Below are 19,549 nucleotides of genomic sequence, written 5' to 3'. Positions count from 1 at the left end.
GAGATCCGTCGTGAGCACCGAACCCGACCGCACGTCCAAGCCCCGCAAGCAGATCCACCTCGCCGCGCACTTCCCCGGCGTGAACAACACCACCGTCTGGAGCGATCCACGCTCCGGCAGCCACATCCGATTCGACTCCTTCCGCCGGTTCGCGCAGATCGCCGAGCGGGCGAAGTTCGACTTCCTGTTCCTGGCCGAGGGCCTGCGGCTGCGCGAGCAGAACGGCGAGATCTACGACCTCGACGTCGTCGGGCGCCCGGACACCTTCACCGTGCTGGCCGCGCTGGCGGCCGTCACCGACCGGCTCGGCCTGGCCGGCACCATCAACTCCACCTTCAACGAGCCCTACGAGGTGGCCCGGCAGTTCGCCAGCCTCGACCACCTCTCGGCCGGCCGGGCCGCGTGGAACGTGGTGACCTCCTGGGACGCGTTCACCGGCGAGAACTTCCGCCGCGGCGGCTACCTCGAGCAGGACCAGCGCTACGAGCGGGCCCGCAGCTTCCTGCACGCCACCCAGACCCTGTTCGACTCCTGGCACGGCGACGAGATCGCCGACGACAAGGCCACCGGCGCGTTCCTGGCCGAGCCGGAGCCCGGCCGCTTTTCCGTGCACGACGCCTTCTTCGACATCGAGGGCCAGTTCAACGTGCCGCGCTCGCCGCAGGGCCGGCCGGTGATCTTCCAGGCCGGGGACTCCGAGCAGGGCCGCGAGTTCGCCGCCGCCGAGGCCGACGCCATCTTCAGCCGGCACGGCACGAAGGACGCCGGGCAGGCGTTCTACGCGGACGTCAAGGACCGGATGGCGAAGTACGGCCGGGACCGGGACCAGCTCAAGGTGCTGCCGGCGGCCACGTTCGTGCTCGGCGAGACCGACGCCGAGGCGCAGGAGCTGGCCAAGGAGATCCGGCACCAGCAGGTGAGCGGACAGACCGCGATCCGGTTCCTGGAGCAGCTGTGGAACCGGGACCTGAGCTCCTACGACCCGGACGGCCCGCTGCCCGAGATCGACCCCGACCTCGGCGAGCACACCGTGGCCCGCGGCCGGGCCAGCGTCCGGATGCACCGCGACCCGCTGGAGACGGCGCGCGAGTGGCGGGAGCTGGCCGAGCGCAAGAACTACTCGATCAGGGAACTGATCATCGAGGTCACCGGGCGGCAGAACTTCATCGGCTCCGCGCGCACCATCGCCGACACCCTCGACGACTACGTCCAGTCCGACGCCTCGGACGGCTTCATCCTGGTCCCGCACATCACCCCGGACGGCCTCGGCGAGTTCGCCGACAAGGTCGTGCCGCTGCTGCAGGAGAAGGGCGTGTTCCGCACCGAGTACGAGGGCACCACCCTGCGCGAGCACCTGGGCCTGCGGCCGCTGCCCCGCCGCGACGCGCGCTCCACCGCGGCCGAGCCGACCGTCAGCCAGACCCCGGAAGGCGTCGCCGCATGAGCACCGTTCCCCTGACCATCCTCGACCTCGTCCCGGTCAGCGCGGGCTCCAGCGCGGCCGAGGCACTGCGCAACAGCATCGACCTGGCCCGCCGCGCCGAGGAGTTCGGCTACCAGCGCTACTGGTTCGCCGAGCACCACCTCAACCCGGGCGTGGCCGGCACCTCCCCGGCGGTGGTGATCGCGCTCGTCGCCGGACACACCTCGACGATCCGGCTCGGCGCGGGCGCGGTGCAGCTCGGCCATCGCACGGCCCTGTCGACGGTGGAGGAGTTCGGCCTGCTCGACGCCCTCTACCCGGGCCGGATCGACCTGGGCCTCGGCCGCTCCGGCGGCGGCGGCAAGCGCACACCCGCGCCCGGCGACGAGGGGCCGAACCGCCGCGGGCCGTTCACCACGGACAACGGCCTGCTCATCCCGACCGGCTTCGACTTCACCACGCTGCTCGGCTCGCCCCGCTTCGCCCTGATCAAGGAGCTGCTGCAGCAGCCGCACGCCGAGTCGGAGGACTACGGCGAGCAGATCGACACGATCCTGGCCCTGCTGCGCGGCACCTACCGCAACGCCGACGGGGTCGAGGGCCATGTCATCCCGGGCGAGGGCGCCGCGCTGCAGCTGTGGATCCTGGGCAGCTCCGGCGGGGAGAGCGCCTCGGTGGCCGGTCGCAACGGCCTGCGTTTCGCGGCGAACTACCACGTCAGCCCGTCCACCGTGCTCGAGGCGGTGGAGGGCTACCGGGCCGCGTTCAAGGCCGCCGAGCACGCCGAGGGCGTGGCCGAGCCGCACGTGAGCGTCTCGGCCGACGTGGTCGTCGCGCCCACCGAGGAGAAGGCGCGCGAGCTCGCCCACGGCTACGGGCCGTGGGTGCGCAGCATCCGTACCGCGGAGGGCGCGATCGCCTACCCGACGCCGGAGCAGGCGCGCGCGTATCCGTGGTCGGAGGCGGACCAGGCGCTGGTGGGCGATCGGCTCGAGACCCGGTTCGTGGGCACCGCCAAGGCCGTGGCCGACCAGCTCGAGATCCTGCGCGAGGCGACCGGAGCCGACGAGCTGATCGTCACGACCATCACGCACGAGCACGCCGACCGGGTCCGCTCCTTCGAACTGCTGGCCGAGGAGTGGGCCGGGCGCTGAGCCCGTGCACTGTTGTCAGCCTTCGTCCTCGCCGAACGCGAGCACGGTCGTCGAGGTGAACACCTCGCCCGGGCGCAGCACGGTGGACGGGTAGGCCGGACGGTTGGGCGCGTCCGGGAAGTGCTGGGTCTCCAGGGCGATGCCCGCGTAGGGACCGTAGGGCTTCCCGGACGTGCCGATGAGCGAGCCGTCGAAGTCGTTGCAGGAGTACACCTGCACCCCGGGCTCGGTGGTGGCCAGGCGCAGCACCCGGCCGCTGTCCGGGTCGCGCAGCGTCGCGAACGGGCGCGGCTCGGCCGTGCGCCCGCCCGGCAGCACGTAGCAGTGGTCGTATCCGTCGGCCAGGCGCAGCTGCGGGTGCGGGTCCTCGATCCGGGCGCCGACCGCGACCGGGGTGCGGAAGTCGAAGGGCGTGCCGGCCACCGGGGCCGCGGCCTCCAGCGGGATCAGCACGCTGTCGACCGGCAGGTACTCCTGCGCCACAATGCTCAACTCGTGGTCCAGGACGGAGCCGGCGCCGTCCCCGGCCAGGTTGAAGTGCGCGTGGTTGGTCAGGTTGAGCACGGTCGGGGCGCTGGTCTCGGCCCGGTACTCCAGGGTCAGCCGCCCGTGCGCGAGCGTGTAGCGCACGCTCACCTCGAGCGTGCCGGGAAAGCCCTCCTCGCCGTCCGGGCTGACCCGCGAGAGCGTGACCGCGGCGCCGCCGTCCACGTCCTCGGCCACGCCCTCCCACATCCGCGCGCCGAAGCCGGGCGTGCCGCCGTGCAGCGAGTTCGGCCGCGGCCCGTCGTTGTGCGCAAGCCGGTACTCGGTGCCGTCGAGTTCGAACACGCCGCCGGCGATCCGGTTGGCGAAACGCCCCACCACGCAGCCGAAGAAGGGACTGCGCTCCAGGTAGTCGGGCAGATTGTCGAAACCGAGCACGACGTTCGCGGTGCGCCCTGACCGGTCGGGCAGGTGCAGCGCCTGCAGCACCGCCCCGTACCCGAGCACCGCGGCGCGCGCCCCGGTCGTCTCGTCGGTCAGGGTCCAGCGCTCCACCGGGGTCGCGTCCGGCAGTGCGCCGAAGCGCTCGCGGGTGTGGGCAGGCACGTTAGTCTCCTCGGGACGAGATCGATCATTCGCTCTACTTCATGGGCAAGTGTAGGAGGCCGCGGTCGTGCCGATTCCCGAGTTCATCCTGACCCTGCGTGAGAAGATCGGCCAGGATCTGCTGTGGCTGCCCGGAGTCACCGGCCTGGTGCTCGACGAGGCCGGCCGGATCCTGCTGGTGCGCCGCGCCGACAACCTGCAGTGGGCGCTGGTGACCGGCTGTCTGGAACCCGGCGAGCAGCCGGGAGCCGGGATCGTGCGCGAGATCCTCGAGGAGACCGGCGTGGTCGCGCAGATCGAGCGGGTCATCGCGGTGGAGAGCACCCCGCGGATGCGGCATGCCAACGGGGATCAGGCCGTGTACATGGACGTGGCCTTCCTGTGCCGGGCCGTGTCCGGCGAAGCGCGCGTGAACGACGACGAGTCGGTGGACGTGGGCTGGTTCGCGCCCGAGGACCTGCCGGCGCTCCCGGCCCGGCAGGAGGGCTGTGTCCGGCGCCACCTCGAGGGTGCGCAGGAGACCTGGTACGCGCAGCCCTGAGTCACGTCAGGCGAGGCGCGCGGCCAGGGCCGTCAGCGTCGGGCCGAGCGGCGCCTCGAGGCGGACCGCGGCGTGCGCGTCGCCGCGGGTGGGGCCCTGGTTGATGATCGCGACGGGCTTGGCCGCCTTGGCCGCGTACCGGACGAAGCGCAGGCCGGACATCACGGTCAGGGACGAGCCGAGCACCAGCACCGCGTGCGCGTCGTCGACGAGCGCGTAGCACCGGGCCACCTTCGGCTTGGGCACGTTCTCGCCGAAGAACACCACGTCCGGCTTGAGCATCCCGCCGCACACGTCGCAGGGGACGAAATCGAAGCCCGCCACCGCGTCGTCATCGAGTTCGACGTCGCCGTCCGGGTTGATCCGGCTCGCGGCCAGGTCCTGGAAGTCCGGGTTGGCCCGGCGCAGCCGCAGGTCGAGCGCCTCGCGGGTGCTGAGGCTGTGGCAGTCCAGGCAGATCACCCGGGCGAGCGAGCCGTGCAGCTCGATCGGGTCGCGGGTGCCCGCGGCGGTGTGCAGCCCGTCCACGTTCTGCGTGATCACGCCCGCCACGTGGCCGCTCGCGCCGAGAGCCGCCACCGCGGCGTGGCCGGAGTTCGGGCGGGCGCCGGTGATGGTACGCCAGCCGAGGTGGCTGCGGGCCCAGTAACGGCGCCGGCCGAGCTCGCTGGAGACGAACTCCTGGTAGGTCATCGGCGTGTGCCGGCGCAGGGTGCCGGTGACGCCGCGGTAGTCCGGGATGCCGGAGTCGGTGGACAGGCCGGCGCCGCTGAGCACGGCCACCGGGCCCTGCTCGAGCAGCCGGGCCACCTCGTCGAGGGCAGCCGCGGCCGGGCCGGCGTCCGCTCCTTGACCCGACGCCGCGCTGTCGGGCCAGTCGAGAAGGGGTCGCACGCGCATACCGGCAGGATACGTCGCCGCGCGGTGAAACCCGAAACTCGACCGGCCCGCATCAGCGCAGGTCAGCCGGTGAACCCGGCGAATATCGAGGTGAACTGGAAGCTCGACTGGGAGATCCCGCTACAGGTCGGGGAGACCCCGCCGCTCGGGCAGCCGCCGTTGTCCCGGCCCTCGGACCAGAACGCCAGGCGCCCGATGTGCTCGCTCTGCGCCCAGGAGACCAGCTCCTGCGCGTCGGCGATGGTGAACACCGGGCCGGTGTCGTTGTCGCCGATCATCGGAGTCACCCCGAGCATCGCGTACAGCTGGGCGGTGGTGTCGCTCGGCCAGATCGTGGCCATCTGCGCCTCGGTGGACTCGGCCGCCTCGATCACCGAGGTGCCCCAGTCCCCGTCGGGCGCGAAGTCCATGGTCATCGGGTTGACGATGCCGACCTTCACGCCCTCGGAGACCGCGTTCTGCAGTACCTGCACGCCGAGCGCGGGGGTCAGGCCGTAGGTGGCCGCCTGGACCTCGAGCGTGTAGGAGATCACCAGGCCGGGGTTGGCCGCCTGGACCTGCGCGATCGCCTGGTTCACCTCGGAGGTGTTGGTGGCCGCCTCCATGTCGAAGTCGAGGTGGGTGACCTTCAACGTGCTCACGATGGTCTGGTACGCCGCCTCGAGCTGCGATTCGCTGGAACAGGTCGTCTCCAGGTACGGCCCCTCGGCGCCGCCGAAGGAGACCGCGACGTCACCGCCGGCCGCCCGCAGCGCGTCGATCTCACCGATGATGCGCGAGTCGGTCAGCGCGATGGTGCCGCCCCACTCCGGGACGCAGCCCGCACTGCTGCCGAGCAGGAACGCGAGCGTGAACGTCTTCTGGCCGGTGGCCTGCTCGATCTGCAGCAGGGTCGGGGTGGACGCCGTGATGTCGATGTAGGGCGCGACCTTCCAGTTCAGGCCGCCGGGCGGGCTGGTCACGGAGCTGGTCGGGCTCGCCGAGGCGGACGCGGACGCGCTCGCGGACGGGGAGGCACTGGCGGACGCGGAGGCCGACGGCGTCGGCGTCGGCGACTTCGATGCGGAAGCGCTCGCCGACGCGGAGGAACTCGCCCCGGCCGGTCCGGTCAGCGCCAGGTCATCCGCGTAGTAGGCCGGCTGCGCGTACCACCCGTGTACGTACACCTGCACCGAGGTCTGCGACGCCCCGGTCGTGAACGTCACGCTCAACTGGGAATAGCTGGTCGCACTCGGCGTCCACGTGTCCGTCCCACTGGTCACCCCGATGTACACGTACGAGCCCTCGACGTAGCCCGAGAGCGTGTACGAGGTGTTCGCGAGGACCGAGACCGTCTGCGTGCACTGCGCGTCGTCCGACGACGAGGGCGTGCCCTCCAGCGCATAAGACCCCGAATGCACGGGCGAGGTGACCACCGCTCCGGTGCCCGCGTCGCAGGTCCAGCCGGACAGGGTCCCGGACTCGAACCCCGGGTTGGACAACAGGTTCGTCGTCGCGGCCATCGCCGGGGAGGCGGAGAGCACGACGGCGGCAAGACCGGTGGTCACGGCCAGCGCCAGGGCGGTGACCGCGGCGAGAACGGCGCGTCGAGCCGAGGACAGTGGCTGTGGACGCGGCTTGCGGGGTGGTTTCAGCGGCATGGGGGGACTCCAGGGCAGCACGAAAAGAGCACGGTGGGTGGCGGTGCGCCCGCTCCGGAGCAGGGACTAGTGGGGAGATTGGACTAGACCTGTCGGGCTGTCAAGACGTCTGCGCGGGCTGATTCGCGCGGCGGCGCGTCCCGGCCGCGGTGCCGGCCTCGGTCCGGGCTCTCATCCCGGTCGTATTCGGGCTCGATGACGCAGTGGGTGGACCTCCGGCGCCTACTGCCCGAGCCGTCCGTCGATCCGCTCCCGCAGCAGATCCGCGTGGCCGTTGTGCCGCGCGTACTCCTCGATCATGTGGGTCAGCACCCAGCGCAGCGACATCGGGCCGCGCCACGCGTCCGGCGTCCTGCCCACGGCGTCCAGGTCCGGCGCCTCGGCCACGAACCGCTCGGCGAAGTCGACTTCCGCGTGCCACCTCGCCCACGCCTCGGCCACGATCCCGGGGTCGGGCAGCGCGCCGGTGAACTCGCCGTCGTCCCCGGTGACGAAGTGCGCGGGCGCGTCCTGCCCGGCCAGGGTGACCCGGAACCAGCCGCGTTCGACGTCGGCGAGGTGGCGCAGCAGCCCGAGCAGCGAGAGGGTCGAGGGCTCCACCGCGCGGCGGGCGAGTTGCCCGGCGTCGAGCCCCGAACATTTGAGCGCGAAGGTCTCGCGTTGCCAGCGCAGGAATCCGGTCAGGGTGTCGAGTTCGCCGCCGCGAGTCGGCGGTTCGGCGCGGGTGTCGGAGTCCGGTTCGAGGAACATGTCAGCTCTGCGATGGCTCATGACGGTGATCCTGGCGCTCTCCGCGCGGGCTCGGCAAGCCGTTTTCCGGCCCGCCGACCGGCCGCGCGAATCGCGGTGAATGGGCGCGGCGGTTTTATCGTCGTTATCGACAGATCACACGGAAACGCCGATCAGGTAAGGCTTTCCTTATATCATCGAGTTTTGAATGAAGGCCTTATTGACGCTACTGTGGCGATCATCCGGCCGTCTTTCCGTCCCCGCGCGTGCGGCCGCGCGCCTCGAACCGACCGGGAGTCGTTGTGCCCGCCGCCGACAAGCCGCACCCCCCGCGCAACCCGGGGCCCCCGCCGCCGCACCACCACCGGGACGTCTCCGGCGGCTGGCTGCGCCCGGCCGTGTTCGGCGCGATGGACGGCCTGGTCACCAACGTCTCGCTGATCAGCGGCGTGGGCGCGGGCGGCGGCTCGGCGCACACGGTCGCCCTGACCGGCATCGCCGGTCTGGTGGCCGGCGCCTTCTCGATGGCCACCGGCGAGTACGTCTCGGTCTCCTCGCAGAACGAGCTGGTACAGGCCGAGGTGGCCAAGGAGCGGCACGAGCTCAAGCGCAATCCGATAGGCGAGCGGCTGGAGCTGGCCGCCGCGTTCGTGGCGCAGGGTGTTGATCCGGACCTGGCGCACAAGGTGGTCGAGCAGATCTCGGCCCAGCCGGACCAGGGCCTGAAGATGCACGTGCGCGAGGAACTCGGGGTGGACCCGCACGACCTGCCCTCGCCGTGGACGGCGGCCGGGGCCTCGTTCGCCTCCTTCACCCTCGGCGCGATCATTCCGCTGGCCCCGTACCTGTTCGGCGCGCAGGCGCTCTGGCTGGCCCTGCTGCTGTCCGCGCTCGGCGCGCTGATCGGCGGCGGCGCCGTCGGCAAGCTGACGTCGCGTCCGGTGTGGTTCAGCGCCGTGCGCCAGCTGGGGCTCGCCGCCGTCGCGGCCGGCGCGACCTACCTCATCGGTACCCTGATCGGCACGAGCGTAGGCTGAGACCGGGCCAGGGCGCCAGGCCGGCGCGCGACGCCGCGGCCGGCTCACCCGGTCGGCGTGTTGCCGATCACCGCGAGCACCGGGTGCACCTCGAACCCGCCGCAGACCGTCGCGCCGGAGCCGAGGCTGAGCTTCGTGGCCGCGGTCGAGTTCGGCGGGGTCACCGCGAGGCTGTCGGCCCCGGTGTAGCAGGAGGCGGTCGAGCCGGAGCTGACGTCGGTCCACTCCAGCACCGCCGAGACGGTCTGCCCGGCGGCCAGCGTCACCGTCGGCGCCGCGCTCATCCCCTGGGCCCCGCCCATGTAGCCGGTCAGCTTCCTGACCGCGTCCAGCGGCGGCAGCGTGCCGCTCGGGTCCACGAGTTCGGCGCCCGGGTAGCCGTGCAGGTAGCAGGGGTGTCCCGAGCCGTTGGCGAACAGCAGCAGGACGCTGATGTGCCCGGCGGCGCCCCCGCCCTGGCCCAGGCTCACCGTGATGTCGCCGTTGAGGCACTGGGGCGTCCCGGACGTGGGCGCGGAGGCCGAGGCGCTCGCACCGGCGGCGGCCGACGGGGACGCGCCGCTCGCCGAGGTCGGCACGGTGACGGAGGATCCGCCGCCCGCGCCCGGGTTCGTCACGGAGCCGGTGGCCGGCGGCCGGGCCTGCGGCGGCGTGGACGGACCCGCGACGGCCGAGTACGCCCAGTACCCGGCCCCGGCCATCACGGCCGCGGCGAGCACGACCGTCACGGCGACGAACTGACCCCTGCTCATGGTCATGGTGACACCTCCGGCGGGAGAGACGCGGGAACGGGCTCGCCGGTTGAGACCGGCTGCGGCCGGGCGCGCCGCACCCCGCCGAAGGCGGCGCCCTCAGCTCACAGGGTCCAGTCCACCGGCGGGTAGCCGAGCTCGGCCAGCGCCGCGTTGACCGCGGAGTAGGGCCGGGAGCCGTGGAAGCCCTTGTTCGCCGAGAGCGGCGAGGGGTGCACGCCTTCTATGACCCGGTGCTTGGCGGTGTCGATCAGCGCCGTCTTGGTCTTGGCCGGGCCGCCCCAGAGCACGAACACGACCGGCTGCTCCCGCTCGCTCACGGCCCGGATCACCGCGTCGGTGAAGGTCTCCCAGCCGTGCTTCTTGTGCGAGTTGGCCTCGTGCGCGCGCACCGTGAGCACCGTGTTGAGCAGCAGCACGCCCTGCTTGGTCCACGGGCGCAGGTCCCCGCCGACCGGGACCGGCAGGCCGAGGTCCGCGTTGAGCTCCTTGTACATGTTGCGCAGCGACGGCGGCACGCGCACGCCGGGACGCACCGAGAAGCACAGGCCGTGCGCCTGGCCGTCGTCGTGGTACGGGTCCTGCCCGAGCAGCACCACCCGCACGTCCTGGTACGCGGTGGCGTCGAGCGCGGCGAACACCTCTTCACGCGGCGGGAAGACCTGGTGCGCCGCGCGCTCGGCCGCGACGAAGGCGTCGAGCTCGCGGTAGTACGGCTTCTCGGTCTCCGCGCCGAGGGCCTGCCGCCAGGATTCGGGCAGCGGCGGCAGGTGCAGATCGGTCGACGCGGTCAGCTCTTCGGTAGTCACAGGGGCCACCGTAGCGGCCGCCTCCGACAGGCGTGGCACCGACGGTTGAACCCGGACACCGTCTACCGCTTCTGCGCCACCGTCAGCCCGTCCGCGATCGGCAGCATGACCACCTCGACCCGCTCGTCCGCCACCAGCCGCTCGTTGAACACGTGCAGGGCGCCCGGATCCGGGTCTCCGCCCCGCCCGGCCCCGGCCCGGCGGGAGTCGACCACGTCGCCGTTGCGGAAGGTGTTGTCGAACGCCAGGATCCCGCCCGGACGCAGCCGGGTGATCAGAGCGCTGTAATACTCCCAGTACGGCTCCTTGTCCGCGTCCACGAACGCGAAGTCGATGTGCTCCCCGGCCGGCAGCGCCTCGAGGGTCTCGAGCGCGGGGGCGATGCGCAGGTCGATCCGCTCGGCCACACCGGCCCGGCTCCAGGCCTCGCGCGCGATCGCGGTCCACTGCTCGCTGATGTCGCAGCAGATCAGCCGGCCGCCCTCGGCCAGGCCGCGGGCGATGCAGATCGAGGAGTACCCGGTGAACGTGCCGACCTCCACGGCCACCTCGGCGCGGGTGAGCCGGGCCAGGATGGTGAGCAGCACCCCCTGTTCCGGCGCGATCTGCATCCGGGCGACGCCGCCGAGTTCGGCCGTGCGCTCGATCAGCCAGTTCTGCACCTCGTCCCTGGGCGAGGTGTGGGCGAGGAGGTAGGTGTGCAGCTCGGGGGTGATCGGTACCGGGGTCGCGGTCATGTGTCGGAGTGTACTTAAACGGCTACGCGTTGAGCAGGAGGACTCCGGTGAACGCGGCGAGGATTCCGATGTTCTGGACCGGGCGCAGCCGCTCCTTGAGCAGGCCGCGCGCGAGCAGGGTGCTGACCACGGGGTAGAGCCCGGACAGCGCCATGACCACCGGCAGTTCGCTCCCGGCGTGCCGGGTGGCCAGGCCGTAGAGCCCGTTCGCGCTCACGTCCCCGATGCTGCAGTAGAGCAGCATGCCGACGGTGGCGGCGCTGAAGGCCAGACCGCGCAGCGGGCCCTTGCCGGTGCGCAGCCCGCGCAGCGCGACCGGCGCGAGCACCAGGACGCCGGCGGCGCGTTGGGAGAGCAGGGTGCCGTAGACGCTGGTGGCGGAGCCGAGGGCGAAGAAGATGTAGTAGAGCCCGAAGCCGATCGCGGACACGAGCGTGCACAGCAGGGTGGAGCGGCTGACCAGGCTGCCTTCGCGCAGTTCCGGCCCGGAGGCGAGCACGACGCCGACGAAGGCGAGCACGATGCCCGCGGCCTGCAGCGCGTCCACCCGGCCGCCGCGGGCGATGGCCCAGATCACCGGCACGGCCGCGCTCGTCGCCGACAGCGGCGCGACCAGCGACATCGGCCCGGCGGCCATCGCCTCGTAGAAGCAGGCGAGCGCGCTCGCGCCGGCCAGGCCCGCGCCGAAGCCGTAGAGCTGGTAGGCGCCGAACGGCGGGTGCACCAGCGGCACGCCGAGCACGAGCAGGACGAAGACGAGGCTGGAGCCGAGGAAGACCACGGCCGTGGAGGGCCAGCGCCGGGAGAGCATCGAGCCGGCGAAGTCGCTGCTGCCCCAGACCGCGGAGGCGATCAGGGCGAGAATCGGCGGCATGGGTGACTCCGGGTCGGGTCGGCGAGGTGGGGCGCCGCGGGCGGCCTGCCCACTCTAGCCGCGTGCCGGACCGATGATCACATTGTTTGGCGCAGGATCCGTGAGGGCCCGTAAGCGCTGCTTACGGCCATCGGAACCGGGCCGCTCGCCCGCGGCGGACCGCTCGGGTCAGGGCTTGGTGGCGCGCCGCCGGGCGGCCCGGGCGACCATGTGCGCGGCCACCGGCACGGTCCAGGTCTGGAACAGCCCGACCAGGATCAGCGTCGTGATGTCGTTGGCGTCGCGCAGCCGCAGCGCCACGCCGAACACCACCATCAGCAGCCCGAGCACCTGCGGCTTGGTCGCCGCGTGCATGCGGGTGAGCACGTCGGGCAGCCGCAGCAGCCCGATCCCCGCGATCAGCGACCACAGCGCGCCGCCGAGGATCGCCACGTCGCCGACGTCGTCGAGGACCTCCGTCGCCCGCATCGCTACAGTCCCTCCTCGCGCCGCTTCTCGAGTTCCGTCTCCGGCAGCGGCGCGGGCAGCGACCCGCCGAGGGTGTCCTGCGGCCCGGGCACCACGCAGCCGTCGTCGCCGGAGACCTCCTCGCCCGCCTCGGACCCGGCGAAGCGGGCGATGCACACCGCGCCGGTGAAGCCCACCAGCGACAGCAGCAGGAGCATCGGCAGGTACTCGCCGTCGCGGTGCTCGGCCGCGTCCACCGAGATCGCGGCCAGGCAGATGGCGGTGAGCACGTCGAGCCCGATGGACCGGTCGTACGCCGTCGGCCCGAGCACCGTGCGCACCAGCACCAGCAGCGCCGCCACGGCCAGCACGCCCGCGGCGCCGTAGAGGCAGAACTCGTCCATGGTCATCGCGCGTTCCCTTCCCGTACCCGCGCGCGCTCGGCCCGCGAGCCGAACGCGGCGACGATGCGCCGCTCGAGGTCGCGCACCTCGCGGTGCAGGTTCTGCTCGGCCTTCGGCGAGGATGCGTCGAGAACGTGGATCTCGAGGAATCCGCGCTCCGGGCGCACGTCGAGCACGGTGCTGCCGGGCACCGCCGAGACCGCGACGGCCACCATCGTCATCATCAGGCCGCCGCGCACCCGCAGCGGGACCTCGAAGATCGCCGAGGCGGGCGGGCCGGGGCGCAGGATCTGCGCGGTGACCCGGAAGCTGGCCACCACCAGGTCCACCGTGATGTAGGCCAGCAGGCCGAGCACCCGCAGCGGCCGCAGCCGCAGCCCGATCTCGACCGGCGGCTGCGGCGTGGCCACCAGCAGCACCACGCCGATCAGCAGGCCGGAGACGATCGCCAGAGGACTGATACTCCCCCACAGCAGCAGCCACACCCCGAGCAGCCACAGCAGCGCGGTCGGGTTGAGGCTGCGGCGCAGGCGCAGGACCGATTTCAATGCGCACCTCCCACGACGGCCTGCACCGCCTGCACGTACGCGGCCGGGTCGAGCAGCTCGGCCGCCGCGCGGGTGGTGTAGCGGGCGATCGGCCCGGCCCAGACCGTGTAGGCGAGGCTGAGCAGCAGCAGGGCGATGGTGGCGCCGAGCATGCCAGCCGGGTAGTTCTCGCCGGTCGCGATGCGCCGCCCGCCGATGCCGCGGGCCTCGCCGACGGTGCTGCGGATCACCGCGACGCCGGCCACGCCGGGGAAGACGATCTGCCGCTCGCGCTCCTTGCCGAGCCCCTCGCCCGGATCGCGCCAGAACGCCCGCGACCAGACCTTGGACATGGCGTAGAGCGTCAGCAGGCTGGTCACCAGCATGGCCGCGAGCAGGAAATACGCGCCCACCCCGCCCACGGCCGCGGCGGCCTGGAGCAGGGCGAGCTTGGCCACGAAGCCGGACAGCGGCGGGATCCCGGCCAGGTTCATCGCGGGCAGGAAGAACAGCACCCCGAGCAGCGGGCTCATCCGGGCCAGGCCGGCCAGCCGGCCGAAGTCGGCGGTGCCCTCGCGCCGTTCGATCAGCCCCGTCACCAGGAACAGCGTCGTCTGCACGGTGATGTGGGTGATGGCGTAGAACAGGGCGCCGGACAGCGCCCGCACGGTGCCGAGGGCCAGACCGAGCACCAGGAATCCGACGTGGCTGACCAGGGTGAACGACAGCAGGCGTTTGAGATCGGCCTGGGCCACGGCGCCGAGGATGCCCACGATCATGGAAAGGGCGGCCACGGCGTAGAGCAGCGAGGTGCGCCCGTCGTGCGGGAACAGCAGCGTCTGGGTGCGGATGAGCGAGTAGACGCCGACCTTGGTGAGCAGTCCGGCGAACACGGCGGTGACCGGCGCGGGCGCGGTCGGGTAGGAGTCGGGCAGCCAGGCCGAGAGCGGGAAGACGGCCGCCTTGACCGCGAAGACGGTCAGCAGCAGCACCTGCACGGCCAGGCGCACCGCGGGCTCGGTGGTGGCCAGCCGGGTGGAGAGGTCGGCCAGGTTGACGGTGCCGCAGGCCGCGTAGGCCACCGCGATCGCGGCCACGAACAGCAGCGAGGAGGACGCGCCGACCATGATGTAGACCGCGCCGTGCCGGATCCGCTGCTCGCTTCCCCCGATGGTCATCAGCACGTAACTGGCCGTCAGCATGACCTCGAAGCCGACGTAGAGGTTGAACAGGTCCCCGGCCAGGAAGCTGTCGGCGATCCCGGCGGCGAGCACGAGGTAGGTGGGGTAGAACACCGCCAGCGGCGTCCCGGCCTCGTCCTCGTTCTCGTCGGCGGTGCGCTGGCTCTGCGAGTAGACGAGCACGGCCAGGGTGACGGTGGAGGAGATCGCCAGCATCAGCCCGGAGAAGCGGTCGACCACGAGCGTGATCCCGAGCGGCGCGGCGAACCCGCCGACCTGGACCACGATCGGCCCGTGCTGGTCGGCGCCCACCATCAGGATCGAGCTGATGACGAGGTCCGCGGTCAGCACCGCGAGCGAGATCAGGGTCTGGATACGCAGGCGGCGCGGGCCGAGCACGAACTTGAGGCCGACGGCGAACAGCGGCAGCAGCACCGGGAGCGGGACGAGGCCCTTCATGGCCGGCCACCGGGGTCGGCGGGCGGATCCGCGGGCTTGTCGGACGGCGGGTCGGACGGCGGCTCGGCGGGCTTGTCGGTACGCGGCTCGGTACGCGGCTCGGTACGCGGCTCGGTACGCGGCTCGGCGGGCCGTTCGGGCGGGCGGGTGAAGTCGGTGTCGGTCTCCGTCTCCTCCTCGAGGTACTCGTAGTCCTCGGCCCGGGCCGCGATGGCGCGCTGCAGCCGGGCCCTGGCGCGCAGCTCGCGGCGGGCCTCGCGCAGCGAATCGCGCAGTTCCTGGCGCCGGTGGCGGGCGAGGGCGAGGGCGGCGCGGCGCTCGGTCCGGTACTCCGCGCGCTGGGCCCGCAGCTCCCCGCGCAGGTCCTCGCGGTGCGCTTCGTTGGCGATCCGGCGGTCCTCCACGTCGTCCTGGACCAGGTCGTCGCCGGTCAGCTGCCAGGTGCGGTAGGCCATCGCGAGCAGGTACGCGGCCATGCCCAGGGTGATCACGATGGCGGTGAGGATCATGGCCTGGGTGAGCACGTCGGCCGGCCCGAGCCCGCCCGCGGCAAGGATCAATACATTGAGTCCGTTGCCGGCCAGGATGAAGCCGAGCACCAGCCGGGTCAGGCTCTGCGCCAGCAGCAGGTACACCCCGCAGGCCACCAGCAGGCCGCCGGTGGCCACGAGGGTGAGGCTGGTCGCGCCCTCGGTCACGGCGCGCCTCCGGCCTCGGCCGCCTCGGCGGCGCGGTCGGCGGCGATGTGCCGGTCGAGCTCGGAGCCGAATGAGCGCAGGATGTCCAGCACGATGCCGATCACCAGGACGTAGACCCCGAAGTCGAACAGCAGGGAGCTGTGTACGTCCACCTCGCCGGTCACCGGCAGGTGCAGCACGAACTCGCCCGGCGCCAGCACGGTGTCCCCCCAGGCGTAGCCGAGCAGCGCGGTCCCGGCGGCCAGCGCCATGCCCACGCCGAGCAGCACACCCGCGTCGACCGGCGCGGCCGCGGCCAGTTCGTAGCGCCCGCCGGCCAGGTAACGCATCGTCAGCCCGAGCCCGGCCAGCAGCCCGGCCACGAAGCCGCCGCCGAGCCCGGCCTCGCCGTGGAAGAGCAGGTAGAGCGAGACGAGCAGGATCGTGTGATAGGTCAGCCGGGCCACCACCTCGAGCTGCAGCGAGCGCTGCAGCACGGCCGGGCGCGCGGCCAGCCAGCCGCCGGAGGCCGCTTCGGCCGCGGCCCGCTCGGGCGGCTGGTGGCGGGCCAGCGCGGCGGCGCCGCGGCGGGCGAAGACGAGGCTGGTGACCCCGGCCGCGCAGATCGCCAGCACGCTGCTCTCGCCGAGGGTGTCCCAGGAGCGGAAGTCCACGATGATGGCGCCCACCACGTTGCCGAGCTTGGCGCGCTCGGCCAGCACGCCGTACCCGGGGCCGACCGGCGCGACCCCGCGCGCGGCCGCCGCCACGTACGTCAGGGCGCTCAGGACGGCGCCGGTGGCGACGGCCGTGGCCAGGTGCCCGGCCCGGCGGCGGGAGCGCGCGGTGGGCACGAACTCGGGGCCGAGCCGGCGCAGGACGAGGACGAACACGATCAGCGAGACGGTCTCGGCGGCCAGCTGGGTGAAGGCGAGGTCGGGGGCGTCGTCGACGAGGAAGAGGATCGCCACCGCGAACCCGGTCACGCCGGTCAGCAGGGCGGCGGCGAGGCGTCCGCGCAGCAGCGGCACGCTCAGGGCGGCAAGGCAGGTCAGGACCGCGACGACCAGCTGCGTGCGGGAGAACCACCAGGGCACCGGGTGCGGCAGCGCCCAGGGCGCGCCGGAACTCAGGGCCCAGATGCCGAGGCCGACCGCGCTGAGGAAGACCGTGCCGAGGTACCCGGGCAGCGAACCGCGTTGCAGCGAGCCGGTGATCTGCAGCGAGGCCCGTTCGAGGACGAGCAGCAGATTGGTCACGACGTCCTCGCCCTCGGGCAGGGTGTGGTCGCGCTGGAAGCGCAGCAGCGGTGCGCGGGCGAGGAAGAGCGCGGCGCCGCCGGCCCAGGCGATGGCGGAGAGCGCGGGCGGCAGCCCGATCCCGCTCCACCCGGCGATGTGCAGCTGCAGGTGGTGCGGTCCAGGCAGGGTGTCGGCGTAGGCGGCGAAGAGCCCGTTGAGCACGGGCGCGCCGATGCCGAGCACGAGTCCGGCCAGCGCGAGCACGGCCGCCGGAGCGAGGAAGAGCGCTCCTTCGCGATGTACCGGGGTGGGCGCGACTCCGGGCTTCACGGCGAACGCCCCCCACACGACGCGGCAGGTGTACCCGACCGTGAGCGCGGACCCGACGGTGAACACGGCCAGCATGTACGGATCCACCCGCGACCCGTCGTCGGCGCCGGACCAGAAGGCGTCGAACACGCTCTCCTTGGCCCCGAAGCCGAGCAGCGGCGGAATGCCGGCCATGGAGGCCGCGGCCAGGCAGGTGACGACGCAGAGGGTGGGCATCGAACGCCCGAGGCCGGAGAGTTTACGCAGGTCGCGAGTCTTGGCGCAGTGGTCGATGACGCCGACGGCGAGGAAGAGCGGAGCCTTGAACAGCGCGTGCGCGAGCACCATCGCGACGCCCGCGTACGCCTCGTCCCGGTGCCCGCCGCCGAGGATCGCGGTGAGGAAGCCGAGCTGGCTCACGGTGCCGAAGGCGAGCACCCGCTTGAGGTCGTTCTCCCGCAGGGCCCTGATGCCGCCGAGGAGCATGGTGGCGCCGCCGAGGACGAAGCACAGCCCGGTCCAGTACGACTCGGTCCCGTAGGCCGGGGCGAACCGCGCGATCAGGTAGATCCCAGCCTTGACCATGGCCGCGGCGTGCAGGTACGCGCTGACCGGGGTGGGCGCGGCCATCGCCCCGGGCAGCCACTGGCTGAACGGGAAGACCGCCGACTTGGCGAACGCGCCGATCAGCACGAGCACCAGCGCCGCGGTCACCGCCGTGCCGCGCGGCGGGTGGGCCAGGATCGCGGAGATGCGGTACGTCCCGGCCGCCTGACCCAGGATCACCACCCCGGCCAGCAGCGCGAGCCCGCCGAAGGTGGTGACGGTCACGGCCCGCAGCGCGCTGCGCCGCGCCGCCGGCCGGTCCGCGTAGTGCCCGATCAAAAGGAACGACAGGATCGTGGTCAGTTCCCAGAACACGAACAGCAGCACCAGGTCGTCGGCCAGGACCAGGCCGATCATCGCACCGGCGAAGGCGGTGAGCGAGGCGGCGAACAGGCCGAGGCCCGGCTCGTCCGAGTCGAAGTAGCGGGCGCAGTAGACCAGCACCAGCGCGCCGATGCCGGAGGCGAGGTAGAGCAGCAGCAGGCCGAGCGGGTCGAGCCGGAAGGCGAGCGAGACGTCGTAGGCCGGGATCCACTGCACCACCTGCTCGAGCGGATGCCCGGCGAGCACGCTCGAGGTCTGCGTCAGCGCCCAGACCAGCGCCGCGGCCGGGGCCGCGGCCAGCACGAAGAACGCGTTGCGGCCGAAGCGGTGCACCAGCGGCGGGGCGAGCACTGCGGCGAGCGCGTGCACGGCCACCGTCCACAGCACGCGCTGGTCCTTCCGCCTCCGCGATCACGGCGCCTGAGCCGAGGGGACACCGGGTCCCTCCTGAATTGTGCGGTATATCCGCATTAATACGGAGAACGGACACGCCGTCGTTTCCGGTCGCCCAAGCCTTAGACTCGATGCCATGGCACGTTACGAGTACCGCTGTCGCGCCTGCGGCGCGACCTTCGAGCAGACCCGCCCGATGACCGAGTCGGACGCTCCCGCCCTCTGCCCGGCCGGGCACACCGACACGGTCAAGCTCTTCTCGGCCGTGTCCGTGGGCGGCCGCGCCCCGGGCCCCGCCGCCTCGGGCGGCGGATGCTGCGGCGGCGGGTGCTGCGGGTAGCGGTGTCCGCTGAGGTCGGCGGGCCGGGCGCGCTTACCAGCGGGGATCAGGCCGGCGCGGATCAGGCCGGCGCGGCGCCACGGCGTTGCGCGGCGGTCTCGCCCTTGCGCGCCGCCGACACGTGCTCGCCCGCCGCGGCCAGGCCGAAGCGCGGCATGTTGCCGTACAGGCACTCGTACGCCCCGGCCTTGACCTGGTAGGACTCGTGCCAGACGCCGATATCAGGGCTCTGGTAGCCGATCACCTTGTTCCAGGTCCGCCAGGCCGGATGGTGCGGCGCGGCGGTGGAGCTCGCGAAGGCCTCGAGCTGCTCGACGCTGCGCCAGTACTGGATCACGACCGGCCCGTTCGCCCCGATCGCGAGCGTGTGCCCGAGCAGCCCCTGGTCCGGGTGCTGATAGAGGTAGCGCAGCATCCGGGGCATCGCGGTGAACGCCAGCCAGGCCTTGCGCAGATGCCAGGGCCGGTTGAACCGCATCCCGACGAGGAAGACCACGAAGTCTCCCTCGATGTGGGCGGACATCCGGCCGGGGACGGCCTTGGCCATCGCCCTCACCTCCCGATTGTGGGATAGTGGTGCTATCCACTATCCATAGCGGATAGCACCACTATCCATTCCTGCCCCCGACCTGTCAAGGATCCGGGCGGCGGACCGTATTACGGAGTGTCGATGCGCATCGGCGAGCTGTCGGCGGCCAGCGGCGTCCCGCTGCCCACGGTCAAGTACTACCTGCGCGAAGGCCTGCTGCCCGCAGGCGAGCGCACCGCCCGCAACCAGGCCGACTACGGCCCCGAGCACCTCGCCCGGCTGCGCCTGATCCGGTCCCTGGTGGAGGTCGGCCGCCTGAGCGTGACCGACACCCGGCGCGTGCTCGCCGCCGCGGACGACCCGCAGCTCCCCCTCGACGACGTCCTCGGCGAGACGCACCGCGCGGTGACCAACCGCCCCACCC

General features: G+C 72.5%; 21 protein-coding genes. 6 read left to right on the top strand and 15 right to left on the bottom strand.

Features of this window, described 5'->3' with window-relative positions; all coding sequences use genetic code 11:
* Nucleotides 1-10: 10 nt before the first annotated feature.
* Both KDL01_RS11270 and KDL01_RS11265 read left to right on the top strand, forming a co-directional pair.
* Nucleotides 11-1,444, top strand: a complete 1,434-nt coding sequence (locus KDL01_RS11270) for an NtaA/DmoA family FMN-dependent monooxygenase (RefSeq protein WP_212528368.1) — start codon at nucleotides 11-13, stop codon at nucleotides 1,442-1,444.
* Nucleotides 1,441-2,577: an LLM class flavin-dependent oxidoreductase gene (locus KDL01_RS11265; protein WP_212528367.1), complete on the top strand. Its 1,137-nt coding sequence runs from the start codon at nucleotides 1,441-1,443 to the stop codon at nucleotides 2,575-2,577. The genes KDL01_RS11270 and KDL01_RS11265 overlap by 4 nt, the downstream gene beginning before the upstream one ends.
* 15 nt (nucleotides 2,578-2,592) lie before the next feature.
* Here the strand turns inward: KDL01_RS11265 and KDL01_RS11260 are convergent, their stop codons facing one another.
* On the bottom strand, nucleotides 2,593-3,669 hold the full coding sequence (locus KDL01_RS11260; RefSeq protein WP_212528366.1) for an aldose epimerase family protein: 1,077 nt from the start codon (nucleotides 3,667-3,669) through the stop codon (nucleotides 2,593-2,595).
* Between the two features lie 67 nt (nucleotides 3,670-3,736).
* On the opposite strand from KDL01_RS11260, the gene KDL01_RS11255 reads away from it, so the two are divergent.
* The gene (locus KDL01_RS11255) at nucleotides 3,737-4,210 is read left to right on the top strand and encodes an NUDIX hydrolase (protein WP_212528365.1); all 474 of its coding nucleotides are present in this window, start codon (nucleotides 3,737-3,739) and stop codon (nucleotides 4,208-4,210) included.
* 6 nt (nucleotides 4,211-4,216) lie between these two features.
* Here the strand turns inward: KDL01_RS11255 and KDL01_RS11250 are convergent, their stop codons facing one another.
* From KDL01_RS11250 to KDL01_RS11240, 3 genes are all read right to left on the bottom strand, one after another.
* On the bottom strand, nucleotides 4,217-5,110 hold the full coding sequence (locus tag KDL01_RS11250; RefSeq protein WP_212528364.1) for an NAD-dependent protein deacetylase: 894 nt from the start codon (nucleotides 5,108-5,110) through the stop codon (nucleotides 4,217-4,219).
* Between the two features lie 62 nt (nucleotides 5,111-5,172).
* A complete protein-coding gene (locus tag KDL01_RS11245) occupies nucleotides 5,173-6,750 on the bottom strand; it encodes a carbohydrate binding domain-containing protein (protein ID WP_212528363.1) in 1,578 nt (525 codons plus the stop codon).
* A gap of 222 nt (nucleotides 6,751-6,972) precedes the next feature.
* The gene (locus tag KDL01_RS11240) at nucleotides 6,973-7,521 is read right to left on the bottom strand and encodes a DinB family protein (protein WP_212528362.1); all 549 of its coding nucleotides are present in this window, start codon (nucleotides 7,519-7,521) and stop codon (nucleotides 6,973-6,975) included.
* A 260-nt stretch (nucleotides 7,522-7,781) separates the two neighbouring features.
* On the opposite strand from KDL01_RS11240, the gene KDL01_RS11235 reads away from it, so the two are divergent.
* A complete protein-coding gene (locus KDL01_RS11235; RefSeq protein WP_212528361.1) occupies nucleotides 7,782-8,516 on the top strand; it encodes a VIT1/CCC1 transporter family protein in 735 nt (244 codons plus the stop codon).
* Between the two features lie 44 nt (nucleotides 8,517-8,560).
* On the opposite strand, the gene KDL01_RS11230 is transcribed toward KDL01_RS11235, so the two are convergent.
* The 10 genes from KDL01_RS11230 to KDL01_RS11185 all read right to left on the bottom strand — a co-directional run bounded on the left by KDL01_RS11230 (nucleotide 8,561) and on the right by KDL01_RS11185 (nucleotide 18,250).
* A complete protein-coding gene (locus KDL01_RS11230; RefSeq protein WP_212528360.1) occupies nucleotides 8,561-9,274 on the bottom strand; it encodes a DUF4232 domain-containing protein in 714 nt (237 codons plus the stop codon).
* Between the two features lie 98 nt (nucleotides 9,275-9,372).
* Nucleotides 9,373-10,077, bottom strand: a complete 705-nt coding sequence (gene ung, locus KDL01_RS11225) for a uracil-DNA glycosylase (protein WP_307846241.1) — start codon at nucleotides 10,075-10,077, stop codon at nucleotides 9,373-9,375.
* Nucleotides 10,078-10,139: 62 nt separating this feature from the next.
* The gene (locus KDL01_RS11220) at nucleotides 10,140-10,814 is read right to left on the bottom strand and encodes an O-methyltransferase (RefSeq protein WP_212528359.1); all 675 of its coding nucleotides are present in this window, start codon (nucleotides 10,812-10,814) and stop codon (nucleotides 10,140-10,142) included.
* 22 nt (nucleotides 10,815-10,836) lie between these two features.
* Nucleotides 10,837-11,688 (bottom strand): EamA family transporter, encoded by an 852-nt coding sequence (locus KDL01_RS11215; protein ID WP_212528358.1) that lies wholly within the window; start codon nucleotides 11,686-11,688, stop codon nucleotides 10,837-10,839.
* Between the two features lie 168 nt (nucleotides 11,689-11,856).
* Nucleotides 11,857-12,156 carry a monovalent cation/H(+) antiporter subunit G gene (gene mnhG, locus KDL01_RS11210; protein WP_212528357.1) on the bottom strand — a complete coding sequence of 100 codons (300 nt, stop codon included), beginning with the start codon at nucleotides 12,154-12,156 and terminating at the stop codon, nucleotides 11,857-11,859.
* A 2-nt stretch (nucleotides 12,157-12,158) separates the two neighbouring features.
* Nucleotides 12,159-12,545 (bottom strand): MrpF/PhaF family protein, encoded by a 387-nt coding sequence (locus tag KDL01_RS11205; protein WP_212528356.1) that lies wholly within the window; start codon nucleotides 12,543-12,545, stop codon nucleotides 12,159-12,161.
* Nucleotides 12,542-13,087, bottom strand: coding sequence for a Na+/H+ antiporter subunit E (locus KDL01_RS11200; protein ID WP_212528355.1), 546 nt, complete (start codon nucleotides 13,085-13,087; stop codon nucleotides 12,542-12,544). Before KDL01_RS11200 ends, KDL01_RS11205 begins: the two co-directional genes overlap by 4 nt.
* Complete coding sequence (locus tag KDL01_RS11195) at nucleotides 13,084-14,706, bottom strand: Na+/H+ antiporter subunit D (protein WP_212528354.1); 1,623 nt, start codon at nucleotides 14,704-14,706, stop codon at nucleotides 13,084-13,086. The genes KDL01_RS11200 and KDL01_RS11195 overlap by 4 nt, the downstream gene beginning before the upstream one ends.
* A complete protein-coding gene (locus tag KDL01_RS11190) occupies nucleotides 14,703-15,404 on the bottom strand; it encodes an NADH-quinone oxidoreductase subunit K (RefSeq protein ID WP_212528353.1) in 702 nt (233 codons plus the stop codon). Before KDL01_RS11190 ends, KDL01_RS11195 begins: the two co-directional genes overlap by 4 nt.
* Complete coding sequence (locus tag KDL01_RS11185; RefSeq protein ID WP_212528352.1) at nucleotides 15,401-18,250, bottom strand: Na+/H+ antiporter subunit A; 2,850 nt, start codon at nucleotides 18,248-18,250, stop codon at nucleotides 15,401-15,403. Before KDL01_RS11185 ends, KDL01_RS11190 begins: the two co-directional genes overlap by 4 nt.
* Before the next feature lie 142 nt (nucleotides 18,251-18,392).
* On the opposite strand from KDL01_RS11185, the gene KDL01_RS11180 reads away from it, so the two are divergent.
* Nucleotides 18,393-18,596, top strand: a complete 204-nt coding sequence (locus tag KDL01_RS11180; RefSeq protein WP_212528351.1) for an FmdB family zinc ribbon protein — start codon at nucleotides 18,393-18,395, stop codon at nucleotides 18,594-18,596.
* A gap of 61 nt (nucleotides 18,597-18,657) precedes the next feature.
* Here the strand turns inward: KDL01_RS11180 and KDL01_RS11175 are convergent, their stop codons facing one another.
* Nucleotides 18,658-19,143, bottom strand: a complete 486-nt coding sequence (locus KDL01_RS11175; RefSeq protein ID WP_212528350.1) for a DUF4188 domain-containing protein — start codon at nucleotides 19,141-19,143, stop codon at nucleotides 18,658-18,660.
* A gap of 123 nt (nucleotides 19,144-19,266) precedes the next feature.
* Here KDL01_RS11175 and KDL01_RS11170 point away from each other — a divergent pair.
* The coding region (locus KDL01_RS11170) for a MerR family transcriptional regulator (RefSeq protein ID WP_212528349.1) at nucleotides 19,267-19,549 on the top strand (283 nt) is incomplete at its 3' end.

The sequence above is a fragment of the Actinospica durhamensis genome (genome assembly GCF_018139695.1).
In the GTDB taxonomy this organism is placed as follows: domain Bacteria; phylum Actinomycetota; class Actinomycetes; order Streptomycetales; family Catenulisporaceae; genus Actinospica; species Actinospica durhamensis.
This window is presented reverse-complemented; position numbering and strand designations above follow the sequence as displayed.